We start from the raw sequence: 12,841 nt of genomic DNA, 5'->3' as shown, positions 1-12,841 counted from the left end.
GATAACAAGAAAAGAGGTTAGTAGTAGTACCAACCTTTATTTTGAAAATTTTCGTTTCATTATCTTTCGTTGAAGTTGTAAAAGGGCGAAACTAAGCCCCATTGCAGCGATAAAGGATAAAGCTGTATTCAATTTTATAGCTAAAAAGATAAAACTAAAAAGTGCCATAAAAATACAGAAACAAGCGATATTTACAAAAAATAAAATCTCTTTTAGGTTAGGGCCGACTGGGGCTTCAGGTGTGTAATCTTGGTAAAGCGGAGTTTGTTTCGATTCGGGAGCTTGTTCAAACTCATAAGCTTCTAATTTTCTTGCGGACATGATTCTCTCCTTAACAGTACATAACTATTTTATCATTTTTTATGCAGAGAATTATTACAGGATTGTTACAAAACTACTAAAGTCCCTTTTCATTTAGAAAGGATAGCTGATTTTTGAGAAATGTGGTATAATTTTTCTTATGGAAAAGATTATCATTACAGCAACTGCTGAAAGTATTGAACAAGTTGAACAACTACTCGAAGCTGGCGTAGATCGTATCTACGTCGGTGAGAAAGATTTTGGCCTTCGTCTGCCAACGACCTTTAGTCATGACCAATTGCGTGAAATTGCTAAGTTGGTTCATGAAGCAGATAAGGAATTGATTGTTGCGGTCAATGCCCTCATGCACCAAGATATGATGGACCGTATCAAGCCTTTCCTTGATTTCTTGGAGGAAATCAAGACAGACTATATTACTGTTGGAGATGCAGGCGTTTTTTACGTAGTTAACCGCGATGGCTATTCCTTTAAGACTATCTACGATGCTTCAACCATGGTGACAAGCAGTCGTCAGATTAACTTTTGGGGACAAAAGGCTGGCGCATCTGAGGCTGTTTTGGCGCGTGAAATCCCATCTGCTGAGCTATTCAAGATGCCTGAGATTTTGGAAATTCCTGCTGAAGTGTTGGTTTATGGAGCTAGCGTAATCCACCATTCTAAGCGTCCGCTCTTACAAAACTACTATAACTTTACGCATATCGATGATGAAAAGACGCGTAAACGTGACCTCTTCTTAGCAGAGCCGAGTGACCCAGAAAGCCATTATTCCATCTTCGAAGACAATCATGGTACCCACATCTTTGCCAACAATGACCTTGATTTGATGACCAAATTGACAGAATTGGTGGAGCATGGTTTTACTCACTGGAAACTTGAGGGACTTTATACACCAGGTCAGAATTTTGTAGAAATTGCCAAACTCTTTATCCAAGCTCGTAGCTTGATCCAAGAAGGGAATTTCAGCCATGACCAAGCCTTCTTGTTAGATGAGGAAGTGCGCAAGTTACACCCTAAAAACCGTTTCCTCGACACAGGATTCTATGATTACGATCCTGATATGGTTAAATAGAACACGAAAACCCGAAATAAAAATGTTCGGGTTTTTCAAGTGTATTCATGAAATAAAAACGGATACATGTTATAATAAAAGTAGCTCTTTAATGGAGGTGTTTAAGTGGAGAATCTGAAAAAGATGGCAGGTATCAAGGCTGCTGAGTTTGTCAAGAATGGTATGGTTGTCGGACTGGGAACTGGCTCTACTGCCTACTATTTCGTAGAGGAAGTAGGCCGTCGGATCAAGGAAGAAGGTTTGCAGATTACTGCTGTAACGACTTCTAGTGTGACCAGTAAACAGGCTGAAGGACTTAACATCCCACTCAAGTCGATTGATCAAGTGGATTTTGTCGATGTGACGGTTGACGGGGCGGATGAAGTAGATAGCCAGTTTAACGGAATCAAAGGCGGAGGTGGTGCCCTTCTGATGGAGAAGGTTGTGGCGACGCCCTCAAAAGAATACATTTGGGTGGTAGATGAAAGCAAACTGGTAGAAAAACTAGGTGCTTTTAAATTGCCTGTGGAAGTGGTTCAGTATGGGGCAGAACAGGTCTTTCGTCAGTTTAAGCGAGCTGGCTACAAACCAAGTTTCCGTGAAAAAGACGGCCAACGTTTTGTGACTGATATGCAGAACTTTATCATAGACCTAGCCTTGGATGTCATTGAAGATCCAATTGCCTTCGGGGAAGAATTGGATCATGTCGTTGGTGTCGTAGAGCACGGCTTGTTCAACCAAATGGTGGATAAGGTCATCGTAGCAGGACGAGATGGTGTTCAGATTTTAACTGCAACAAAAGCAAGATAACTAAAATAATAAGGAGACAGACTATGTCAAAATTTAATCGTATTCACTTGGTGGTACTGGATTCTGTGGGAATCGGTGCTGCACCTGATGCCAATAACTTTGTCAATGCAGGGGTTCCAGATGGAGCTTCTGACACACTGGGACACATTTCAAAAACAGTTGGTTTGAATGTGCCAAACATGGCTAAAATTGGTCTTGGAAATATTCCTCGAGAAACGCCGCTGAAGACTGTACCATCTGAAAGCAACCCAACAGGTTATGTAACGAAATTGGAAGAAGTATCTCTTGGTAAGGACACAATGACTGGTCACTGGGAAATCATGGGCCTTAACATTACAGAGCCTTTCGATACTTTCTGGAACGGATTCCCAGAAGAAATCTTGACAAAAATCGAAGAATTTTCCGGACGTAAGGTCATTCGTGAAGCCAACAAACCTTACTCAGGAACAGCTGTTATCGATGATTTCGGACCACGTCAAATGGAAACAGGGGAGTTGATTATCTATACTTCAGCTGATCCTGTTTTGCAGATTGCTGCCCACGAAGATATCATTCCTTTGGATGAATTGTACCGTATCTGTGAATACGCTCGTTCGATTACCCTTGAGCGTCCTGCCCTTCTAGGTCGTATCATTGCCCGTCCGTATGTTGGTGAACCAGGTAATTTCACTCGTACAGCAAACCGTCGTGACTTGGCTGTATCTCCATTTGCACCAACCGTTTTGGATAAATTGAACGAAGCAGGTATCGATACGTATGCTGTTGGTAAAATCAACGATATCTTTAACGGTGCGGGTATTAACCATGACATGGGCCACAACAAGTCAAACAGCCACGGAATTGATACATTATTGAAGACCATGGGACTTGCTGAATTTGAAAAAGGATTCTCCTTCACAAACTTGGTTGACTTTGATGCCCTTTATGGCCACCGTCGTGATGCTCATGGTTACCGTGATTGCTTGCATGAGTTTGATGAACGCTTGCCTGAAATTATCGCTGCTATGAGAGAGGACGATCTTCTCTTGATTACTGCGGACCATGGAAATGACCCAACCTATGCTGGAACTGATCACACTCGTGAATATATTCCATTGTTGGCCTATAGCCCTGCCTTTACAGGAAATGGTGTCATTCCAGTTGGACATTTTGCAGATATCTCAGCGACAGTCGCGGATAACTTTGGTGTTGAAACCGCCATGATTGGAGAAAGTTTCTTAGATAAATTGGTATAAGATGACGCGCTATGCTTTATTGGTAAGGGGCATTAATGTCGGTGGGAAAAATAAAGTTGTCATGGCGCAACTTCGTCAAGAACTGACAGAGTTGGGACTGGAAAAGGTTGAAACCTACATCAACAGTGGCAACATTTTCTTTACTTCGACAGCTCCCAAAGCCCAATTGGTTGAAAAGTTAGAGACTTTCTTTGAAGTCCACTATCCATTTATTCAGAGCTTTTCTTTACTGAGTCTTGAGGACTTTGAAGAGGAACTTGAAAATCTGCCTGAATGGTGGACCAAAGATTTGGCACGAAAGGATGTGCTCTTCTACACGGAGAGCTTGGATGTGGATCAAGTCATCGAGAAAGTGAACAGTTTGGAACTGAAAGATGAAGTGGTTCATTTTGGAAGACTTGGGATTTTCTGGGGGAAATTCTCTGAGGAATCCTACTATGCAACTGCCTATCATAAGTACTTGCTCAAGATGCCTTTTTATCGCAACATCACCATTCGCAATGCAAAAACTTTTGACAAAATCGGTCAAATGCTAAAAAATAATAAAGGAGACACAGAATGACATTTTTAGATAAGATCAAAGAAACAGCTACTTTCCTGAAAGACAAGGGAATCCAAGCGCCTGAGTTCGGTCTAATCCTTGGATCAGGACTTGGAGAATTGGCGGAAGAAATCGAAAATCCAGTTGTAGTAGATTATGCAGACATTCCAAACTGGGGCCGTTCGACAGTAGTTGGTCACGCTGGAAAATTGGTATATGGTGAACTTGCAGGCCGCAAGGTCTTGGCTCTTCAAGGTCGTTTTCATTTCTACGAAGGAAATCCTCTGGAAGTCGTGACTTTCCCAGTTCGTGTGATGAAAGTTCTCGGATGTGAAGGTGTTATTGTAACCAATGCAGCTGGTGGTATTGGCTATGGACCTGGTACCTTGATGGCAATCTCAGACCATATCAATATGACGGGACAAAACCCATTGATGGGTGAAAACTTGGATGATTTTGGTCCACGTTTCCCTGATATGTCTAAAGCCTACACACCGGAATACCGTGCAACTGCCCATGAAGTGGCTAAAAAACTCGGTATCAAGCTTGATGAAGGTGTCTATATCGGTGTTACCGGTCCGACTTATGAAACACCTGCAGAAATTCGTGCCTATAAGACATTGGGAGCAGATGCAGTTGGTATGTCTACTGTTCCTGAAGTGATTGTGGCAGCCCACTCAGGCTTGAAAGTCCTTGGTATTTCATGTATTACTAACCATGCTGCAGGCTTCCAAGAAGAACTCAATCATGAAGAGGTTGTAGAAGTGACTGAACGTGTCAAAGGTGACTTCAAAGGCTTGCTTAAAGCGATTCTTGCTGAATTGTAATGTCATGAGAGTTCACTTTATTTTTCATGAGACATTTGAGGTTCCAGGCGCATATCTAAAATGGGCTCTAGAACGAGGTCATCACATTACATCAACAAAGGTTTATGAAAAAGAACCTCTTCCTGAAACAATTGACGGGATTGATTTTCTGATTGTTATGGGTGGTCCTCAATCACCTGATGAGGATAGAGAAAACTTCCCATACTATGACCCTAAGGCTGAGCTTGCTTTTATGAAAGAAGCGATTGCTGCGGATATCTATATTGTTGGTGTCTGTCTTGGTGCGCAGCTCCTGTCTGTTGCCTATGGCGCGGAGTATGAGCACAGTCCTGAGCGCGAGATCGGTGTTTATCCTGTGACATTGACGATGCAAGGCCTAACAGATCCTCATGTCAGCTTGCTCGGAAAAAACATAGAAACCGGCCACTGGCATGGTGATATGCCAGGGCTGATAGAGGATGCTGTTGTTCTTGCGACGAGTCAAGGTTGTCCACGTCAGATTATTCGCTTCAGTCCGAAACATTATGCCTTTCAGGCTCATTTGGAATTTGATCCAGACGCAGTAGAACTTTTAATTACTGCGGATGGTGAGGAGAAATTAAGAGAGCAAAGTGAAAAGTTGCCTTTTGTTCAAACACCAGAAGAATTACGTGGAAACGATTATTCTGAAATGAATGCAAAACTGTATGCATTTTTAGATTCATTGGTAAACTAGGAACTACAGAAATCCAGAGTATCTGAGTTATAGTCAAACTCGGGCTAACTATTCTGCAAAATATTTAAATTTAAAATCAAGAAAGAAAGGAATTGAACCCACCCTAAAAGCAGTGGGAAAAAGATAGTTGGTCTAGCGAGCATCGCTCACTGCACCCAACTCCTATTTTCCCTTCGCTTTTTGACGGGTTTGGTATCTTATATTATGTCTATCCATATTGCTGCTAAGCAGGGTGAAATTGCTGATAAAATTCTTCTTCCCGGGGATCCTCTTCGTGCGAAATTTATTGCGGAGAATTTCCTTGAAGATGCTGTTTGTTTTAACGAAGTGCGTAACATGTTTGGTTACACTGGTACTTACAAGGGTCACCGTGTATCGGTCATGGGAACTGGGATGGGGATGCCATCCATTTCGATTTATGCGCGTGAGTTGATTGTGGACTACGGTGTAAAGAAATTGATCCGCGTGGGAACTGCTGGTTCTTTGAATGAAGATGTCCACGTCCGTGAATTGGTTTTGGCGCAAGCAGCTGCAACCAACTCAAACATCATCCGCAACGACTGGCCACAGTATGATTTCCCACAAATCGCTAGCTTTGATTTGCTAGACAAGGCCTACCATATCGCTAAAGATCTTGGTATGACCACCCACGTTGGGAACGTTTTGTCATCAGATGTCTTTTACTCAAACTACTTTGAAAAGAACATTGAGCTTGGTAAATGGGGAGTTAAAGCTGTAGAAATGGAAGCAGCAGCTCTTTACTATCTTGCTGCCCAACACCATGTTGATGCGCTAGCTATCATGACTATTTCTGATAGCTTGGTTAATCCAGATGAAGACACCACTGCAGAAGAACGCCAAAATACCTTCACCGATATGATGAAGGTTGGTTTGGAAACCTTGATTGCAGAGTAAAATGTAAGAGAAAATCCTGATTTCAAGTGAGATCAGGATTTTTTCATAGATGCGATTTTTTCTGGGTCTGGTGTAACGCGGAGGGTCTTTTGTCCTGTGTAGGTTACAAAGCCAGGTTTTCCACCAGTTGGTTTGTTGAGTTTTTTCACTTCAATCATATCCACCTGCACGAGATTTGACAAGCGCCCTTTGGAGAAATAGGCAGCCAGTTCTGCCGCATCTGTTTTAACTTCATCAGATGGGTCAAGATTTCCTGATATGACGACATGGCTTCCAGGGATGTCCTTGGCATGGAACCAAAGTTCCTCCTTGCGGGCCATTTTAAAGGTTAGTTCCTCGTTTTGAAGATTGTTTCGACCGACATAGATAATGGTCTTCCCATCGCTTGCCAGATACTGTTCTGGTTTTTTGCGTTTCTGGATTTTTTCGCGTTGTCTTCTACGGATAAAACCGGTTTGGATCAATTCCTCACGGATTTCAGCGATTTCCTCCAGCCCAGCTTGGTTGAGAACCGTTTCCACGCTTTCCAGATAGAGAATGGTAGCCTTGGTTTCCTCAATCAGCTCAGTAAGGTATTTGACAGCTTCTTTGAGTTTCTGGTAACGTTTAAAATAGCGTTGAGCATTCTGGCTGGGAGTCAAGGCCTTATCAAGCGCAATGGTGATAGGTTGATTGGTGTAGTAGTTGTCCAAGGTAACCTGATCTTGGTCATTAGGCACTTGGTGGAGGAAGGTTGTCAACAATTCCCCTTTTTGGCGAAATTCCTCAGCATTGTCTGTTGCCAGTAACTCTTTTTCTTGTTTTTTCAGCTTATGTCGATTTTTCTGAAGTTCATTTTCAACACGACGAATCAGTTCACTGGCTTGCTGTTTGACACGGTCCCGTTCAGCCTTGTCCTTATAGTAGGTGTCAAGCAAGTCAGAAAGACTGGAAAAAGGCTCTCCTAAATGATTGGCAAACGGAACTGGACTGAAGGAAGTCTCTGTTAAGCATGGTTTGGTTTTTTGACTGAAAAAGTTACGGAAAGTGGACAGTTTATCATGAACCAATAGGCTTTCCAGTTCGTTTGCCGTATCACGACCTAAACCTTGAAAGAGACTTTGAAGATTTCTTGCTGTTAGTTCTTGGGTTTGCAGAATTTCAAAGAGCTTTTCATCCTTGACAGTAAAAGGATTGAGAGACTCGGTGCTTGGCGGAGCAATATAGGTCGATCCTGGTAGCAAGGTGCGGTAGCTATTTTGTGAAAAGCCAACGTGTTTGATGACTTCAAGGATTTTATGGCTACTTTTATCGACTAGTAGAATATTGCTGTGTTTGCCCATAATCTCGATAATCAAGGTAGCCTGAATGTGGTCCCCAATCTCGTTTTTATTGGAAACGGTGATTTCCACAATACGATCATTTTCCACTTGCTCAATCGACTCAATCAGGGCACCCTGCAAATACTTTCTCAAAACCATGATAAAAGTCGAAGGTTGGGCTGGATTTTCAAAAGTCGCTTGGGTCAGCTGGATGCGCCCAAAAACGGGATGGGCAGAGAGGAGCAGGCGATGACTTTGGCGATTGCTGCGGATTTGCAAGACCAACTCTTGTTCAAAAGGCTGATTGATTTTCTGAATGCGACCATTGACCAACTCGCTTCGCAATTCCTCAACCATGTGGTGTAAAAAAAATCCGTCAAATGACATCGTTCTCTCCTTGTGATTGTATTCCATAGTATTATATCAAAAAGGTAGAATAAAATCATGGAAATGTGGTATAATAAAGCCAAGTAAAGAGAATCGAGAAGTACATGTATATTGAAATGGTAGATGAAACTGGTCAAGTTTCACAAGAAATCTTGCACCAAACCCAAGAAATTTTGGAATTTGCAGCCCAAAAAATAGGAAAAGAAGACAAGGAGATGGCAGTTACTTTTGTGACCAACGAGCGTAGCCACGAACTCAATCTGGAGTACCGTGATACCGATCGTCCGACAGATGTTATCAGCCTTGAGTATAAACCAGAGTTGGACATTGCCTTTGACGAAGAGGATTTGCTTGAAAATCCAGAATTAGCAGAGATGATGTCTGAATTTGATGCTTATATTGGGGAACTGTTCATCTCTATCGATAAAGCGCATGAGCAGGCTGAGGAATACGGTCACAGCTTTGAGCGTGAAATGGGCTTCTTGGCAGTACACGGCTTTTTACACATTAACGGCTACGATCACTACACTCCGGAAGAAGAAGCGGAGATGTTCGGTTTACAAGAAGAAATTTTGACAGCCTATGGACTCACAAGACAATAAACGAAAATGGAAAAATCGTGACCTTGTATCCAGTTTAGAATTTGCTCTTACAGGAATTCTGACTGCTTTCAAGGAAGAACGCAATATGCGAAAACATGCAGTGACGGCTCTAGTAGTCATCCTTGCAGGTTTTGTTTTTCAGGTGTCACGAATTGAATGGCTCTTTCTCCTAATGAGCATTTTCTTGGTAGTAGCGTTTGAAATTATTAACTCTGCTATTGAAAATGTTGTGGATTTAGCCAGTCACTATCACTTTTCCATGCTGGCTAAAAATGCCAAGGACATGGCAGCAGGAGCCGTGCTAGTAGTCTCTCTTTTTGCTGCAGTGACAGGTGCACTTATCTTTCTCCCACGCATTTGGGATTTATTATTTTAAACTATAAGAGGAAATTATGACATTTAAATCAGGCTTTGTAGCCATTTTAGGGCGTCCCAATGTTGGGAAGTCAACTTTTTTAAATCACGTCATGGGGCAAAAGATTGCCATTATGAGTGACAAGGCGCAGACAACGCGCAATAAAATCATGGGGATTTACACCACAGATAAGGAGCAAATCGTCTTTATCGACACACCAGGGATTCACAAGCCTAAAACAGCCCTTGGAGATTTCATGGTGGAATCTGCCTACAGTACCCTTCGTGAAGTGGATACTGTTCTATTCATGGTGCCAGCTGATGAGCCACGTGGTAAGGGCGACGACATGATTATCGAGCGTCTGAAAGCTGCCAAGGTTCCTGTGATTCTGGTGGTGAATAAGATTGACAAGGTTCATCCAGACCAGCTTTTGGCTCAGATTGATGACTTCCGTAACCAGATGGACTTTAAGGAAATTGTTCCTATCTCAGCCCTTCAGGGAAATAACGTTTCTCGACTAATCGATATTTTGAGTGAAAATCTAGAGGAAGGTTTCCAGTATTTCCCAGCTGATCAAATCACAGATCATCCTGAGCGTTTCTTGGTTTCAGAAATGATTCGTGAGAAGGTTCTTCATTTGACACGTGAAGAGATTCCACACTCAGTTGCCGTAGTGGTTGACTCTATGAAACGGGATGAAGAGACAGACAAGGTTCACATCCGTGCAACCATCATGGTGGAGCGAGATAGCCAAAAAGGCATTATCATCGGAAAAGGTGGCGCTATGCTCAAGAAAATTGGGACTATGGCCCGTCGTGATATCGAACTCATGCTAGGGGATAAGGTTTTCCTAGAAACTTGGGTCAAGGTCAAGAAAAACTGGCGTGATAAAAAGCTAGATTTGGCTGACTTTGGCTATAATGAGAAAGAATACTAAGTAGAGGTGGGCGCATGCCTGCTTCTTGTTTTTACAGAAGGAGGACTTATGCCTGAATTACCTGAGGTTGAAACGGTTCGTCGTGGCTTAGAAAAATTGATCTTGGGAAAGAAGATTTCTAGCCTAGAGATTCGTTATCCCAAGATGATTAAGACAGATTTGGACGAATTTCAAAGGGAAGTGCCTGGACAAGTAATTGAGTTCATAGGGCGCCGTGGAAAATATCTACTTTTTTACCTAACAGACAAAGTCTTGATTTCGCATCTACGGATGGAGGGCAAGTATTTTTACTATCTGGATCAGGTTCCTGAACGCAAGCATGCTCATATTTTCTTCCAGTTTGAGGATGGTGGTACGCTTGTTTACGAGGATGTACGCAAGTTTGGTACGATGGAACTCTTGGCGCCAGACCTTTTGGATGCCTACTTTATTTCTAAGAAACTAGGCCCTGAGCCCAAAGATCAGGACTTTGATTTGCAGGTCTTTCAAGCTTCCCTAGCCAAGTCTAAAAAGCCTATCAAATCTCACCTTTTAGACCAAACCTTGGTAGCTGGCCTTGGTAATATCTATGTGGATGAGGTTCTTTGGCGAGCTCAGATTCATCCAGCTAGACTTTCCCAGACTTTGACGGCAGAAGAAGCGTCAGCTATTCATGACCAGACCATTGCTGTTTTGGGACAGGCAGTCGAAAAGGGCGGTTCCACCATTCGCACTTACACCAATACCTTTGGGGAAGACGGAACCATGCAGGATTTTCATCAGGTCTATGATAGGACTGGGCAAGCATGTTCGCGCTGTGGGACAGTCATTGAGAAATTCCAGCTCGGTGGACGAGGAACTCATTTTTGTCCTCAGTGTCAAAGGAGGGGCTGATGGGAAAAATCATCGGAATCACAGGAGGAATTGCCTCAGGTAAGTCAACTGTGACAAATTTCCTAAGAGAGCAAGGCTTTCAAGTAGTCGATGCTGACGCAGTCGTCCACCAACTACAAAGACCTGGTGGACGTCTTTATCAGCTCTTGGTTCAACACTTTGGGCAGGAAATCATCCTCGAAAATGGAGAACTCAATCGCCCTCTCCTAGCTAGTCTCATCTTTTCAAATCCTGAGGAGCGGGAATGGTCTAAGCAAACCCAAGGAGAGATTATTCGTGAGGAATTGGCTGCACTGAGAGACCAGTTAGCTCATACAGAAACGGTTTTTTTCATGGATATTCCCCTGCTTTTTGAACAGGACTACAGTGCTTGGTTTGATGAGACATGGCTGGTTTATGTGAACCGTGATGTTCAGGTGGAACGTTTCATGAAACGGGATCATCTTTCTAAGGAAGTAGCAGAGTCCCGTTTGGCCGCCCAGTGGTCTTTAGAAGAAAAGAAAAAATTGGCGAGCCATATATTAGACAATAATGGCAGTCGTGATCAGCTTGTGAGTCAAGTAATGAAGTTACTTGAAGGAGGCGATAGCTGTGCAAGAGATTAGTTGGAAAGAGAATCTTCGTGTCGCCTGGTTCGGTAGTTTTCTAACGGGAGCCAGTATCTCCTTGGTCGTTCCCTTCATGCCTATCTTTGTAGAGCAGTTGGGAATTGAAGGAGACCAAGTTGCTTTCTATGCTGGATTAGCCATCTCAGTTTCGGCTGTTTCAGCAGCTCTAGTTTCTCCTATCTGGGGTATTCTTGCTGACAAGTACGGTCGAAAACCCATGATGATTCGAGCGGGTCTTGCCATGACCATCACTATGGGAGGTTTGGCCTTCGTACCCAATATCTATTGGCTACTCTTTCTGCGCTTGCTCAATGGTGTATTTACTGGTTTTGTCCCCAATGCAACAGCCTTGATTGCTAGTCAGGTACCTAAAGATAAGTCTGGAGCGGCTCTGGGGACTCTATCTACAGGTGTTGTTGCAGGAACACTGACGGGTCCCTTTGTTGGAGGCTTTATTGCTGAAATTTTTGGCATTCGTAATGTCTTTTTATTGGTCGGTGCTTTCTTATTTTTAGCTGGAATCCTAACCATTTTCTTTATCAAGGAAGATTTTCAGCCAGTGGCTAAGGAGAAGGCCATCCCAACGAAAGAAGTATTTTCTTCTTTCAAGTATCCTAGGCTCTTAGTAAACCTATTTTTGACGAGCTTTGTCATTCAATTTTCAGCTCAATCAATTGGCCCCATTCTGGCTCTCTATGTGCGGGACTTAGGGCAGACTGAGAATCTCCTCTTTGTATCAGGATTGATTGTATCCAGCATGGGATTTTCTAGCATGATGAGTGCTGGAATTCTAGGAAAACTTGGCGATAAGGTAGGGAATCATAGATTGTTGGTCGCAGCGCAGATTTATTCCGTCATCATTTACCTCCTTTGTGCTCATGCAACCAGCCCCCTTCAACTTGGCTTGTATCGTTTTCTCTTTGGTTTGGGAACAGGTGCTCTCATCCCGGGAGTTAATGCCCTTCTTAGCAAAATGACTCCAAAATCAGGTATTTCAAGGATTTTCGCCTTCAACCAAGTCTTTTTTTACCTCGGTGGAGTGATTGGACCTATGGCGGGATCCGCAGTTGCAGGATATTTGGGCTACCATGCTGTCTTTTATGCGACAGCAGCCTGTGTAGCTTTCAGTTGTTTATGTAACATAGTGCAATTTAGATCATTATTAAAAGTAAAGGAAATCTAGTGCGAGTAAAAATCAATCTCAAGTGCTCCTCTTGTGGCAGCATGAATTATCTAACCAGTAAGAACTCCAAAACTCATCCAGACAAGATTGAGGTGTTAAAATATTGTCCAAAGGAAAGAAAAGTAACTTTACATCTTGAATCTAAGTAGAATTTATGGTAAAATAATAGGGATTTTAAGGAGT

General features: G+C 42.7%; 16 protein-coding genes. 14 read left to right on the top strand and 2 right to left on the bottom strand.

The genetic code is table 11. The features are described 5' to 3' along the window. Window positions 1–36 precede the first annotated feature (36 nt). The gene (locus SORDD15_RS03810; protein WP_061414515.1) at window positions 37–321 is read right to left on the bottom strand and encodes a DUF3270 domain-containing protein; all 285 of its coding nucleotides are present in this window, start codon (window positions 319–321) and stop codon (window positions 37–39) included. 139 nt (window positions 322–460) lie between these two features. Here SORDD15_RS03810 and SORDD15_RS03805 point away from each other — a divergent pair, with 139 nt between their 5' ends. The 7 genes from SORDD15_RS03805 to deoD all read left to right on the top strand — a co-directional run bounded on the left by SORDD15_RS03805 (window position 461) and on the right by deoD (window position 6,412). Continuing rightward, a complete protein-coding gene (locus tag SORDD15_RS03805; RefSeq protein ID WP_061414512.1) occupies window positions 461–1,390 on the top strand; it encodes a peptidase U32 family protein in 930 nt (309 codons plus the stop codon). A 105-nt stretch (window positions 1,391–1,495) separates the two neighbouring features. Next, on the top strand, window positions 1,496–2,179 hold the full coding sequence (rpiA, locus tag SORDD15_RS03800; protein WP_061414509.1) for a ribose-5-phosphate isomerase RpiA: 684 nt from the start codon (window positions 1,496–1,498) through the stop codon (window positions 2,177–2,179). A gap of 23 nt (window positions 2,180–2,202) precedes the next feature. Beyond that, the gene (locus SORDD15_RS03795; RefSeq protein WP_061414506.1) at window positions 2,203–3,414 is read left to right on the top strand and encodes a phosphopentomutase; all 1,212 of its coding nucleotides are present in this window, start codon (window positions 2,203–2,205) and stop codon (window positions 3,412–3,414) included. 1 nt (window position 3,415) lies between these two features. Continuing rightward, window positions 3,416–3,976: a DUF1697 domain-containing protein gene (locus SORDD15_RS03790; RefSeq protein ID WP_061414503.1), complete on the top strand. Its 561-nt coding sequence runs from the start codon at window positions 3,416–3,418 to the stop codon at window positions 3,974–3,976. Continuing rightward, the gene (locus SORDD15_RS03785; protein WP_061414500.1) at window positions 3,973–4,782 is read left to right on the top strand and encodes a purine-nucleoside phosphorylase; all 810 of its coding nucleotides are present in this window, start codon (window positions 3,973–3,975) and stop codon (window positions 4,780–4,782) included. The genes SORDD15_RS03790 and SORDD15_RS03785 overlap by 4 nt, the downstream gene beginning before the upstream one ends. A 4-nt stretch (window positions 4,783–4,786) precedes the next feature. Continuing rightward, complete coding sequence (locus tag SORDD15_RS03780) at window positions 4,787–5,497, top strand: glutamine amidotransferase-related protein (RefSeq protein WP_061415660.1); 711 nt, start codon at window positions 4,787–4,789, stop codon at window positions 5,495–5,497. 204 nt (window positions 5,498–5,701) lie between these two features. Beyond that, window positions 5,702–6,412 (top strand): purine-nucleoside phosphorylase, encoded by a 711-nt coding sequence (deoD, locus tag SORDD15_RS03775; protein ID WP_025173256.1) that lies wholly within the window; start codon window positions 5,702–5,704, stop codon window positions 6,410–6,412. A 32-nt stretch (window positions 6,413–6,444) separates the two neighbouring features. On the opposite strand, the gene pavA is transcribed toward deoD, so the two are convergent. Beyond that, entirely contained in the window at window positions 6,445–8,100 is a 1,656-nt protein-coding gene (pavA, locus tag SORDD15_RS03770; RefSeq protein WP_061414498.1) for an Rqc2 family fibronectin-binding protein PavA, read from the bottom strand. Window positions 8,101–8,204: 104 nt separating this feature from the next. Between pavA and ybeY the strand changes: the two genes are divergently transcribed. From ybeY to rpmG, 7 genes are read left to right on the top strand one after another with little or no spacing between them, the layout of a single operon-like run. Next, the gene (gene ybeY, locus SORDD15_RS03765; RefSeq protein WP_000275165.1) at window positions 8,205–8,702 is read left to right on the top strand and encodes an rRNA maturation RNase YbeY; all 498 of its coding nucleotides are present in this window, start codon (window positions 8,205–8,207) and stop codon (window positions 8,700–8,702) included. Beyond that, the gene (locus SORDD15_RS03760) at window positions 8,683–9,078 is read left to right on the top strand and encodes a diacylglycerol kinase family protein (protein ID WP_061414495.1); all 396 of its coding nucleotides are present in this window, start codon (window positions 8,683–8,685) and stop codon (window positions 9,076–9,078) included. The genes ybeY and SORDD15_RS03760 overlap by 20 nt, the downstream gene beginning before the upstream one ends. Before the next feature lie 16 nt (window positions 9,079–9,094). Further along, window positions 9,095–9,994, top strand: a complete 900-nt coding sequence (gene era / locus SORDD15_RS03755; RefSeq protein ID WP_000143274.1) for a GTPase Era — start codon at window positions 9,095–9,097, stop codon at window positions 9,992–9,994. Between the two features lie 48 nt (window positions 9,995–10,042). Next, complete coding sequence (gene mutM, locus SORDD15_RS03750; protein ID WP_061414492.1) at window positions 10,043–10,867, top strand: DNA-formamidopyrimidine glycosylase; 825 nt, start codon at window positions 10,043–10,045, stop codon at window positions 10,865–10,867. Beyond that, window positions 10,867–11,472, top strand: coding sequence for a dephospho-CoA kinase (coaE, locus tag SORDD15_RS03745; protein ID WP_061414489.1), 606 nt, complete (start codon window positions 10,867–10,869; stop codon window positions 11,470–11,472). Before mutM ends, coaE begins: the two co-directional genes overlap by 1 nt. Beyond that, window positions 11,459–12,658, top strand: a complete 1,200-nt coding sequence (locus SORDD15_RS03740) for a multidrug efflux MFS transporter PmrA (RefSeq protein ID WP_061414487.1) — start codon at window positions 11,459–11,461, stop codon at window positions 12,656–12,658. Before coaE ends, SORDD15_RS03740 begins: the two co-directional genes overlap by 14 nt. Continuing rightward, window positions 12,658–12,807 (top strand): 50S ribosomal protein L33, encoded by a 150-nt coding sequence (gene rpmG / locus SORDD15_RS03735; RefSeq protein WP_007519517.1) that lies wholly within the window; start codon window positions 12,658–12,660, stop codon window positions 12,805–12,807. Before SORDD15_RS03740 ends, rpmG begins: the two co-directional genes overlap by 1 nt. The last annotated feature ends 34 nt before the right edge of the window (window positions 12,808–12,841 follow it).

The organism is Streptococcus oralis, assembly GCF_001578935.1.
Lineage (GTDB): Bacteria > Bacillota > Bacilli > Lactobacillales > Streptococcaceae > Streptococcus > Streptococcus oralis_R.
This window is presented reverse-complemented; position numbering and strand designations above follow the sequence as displayed.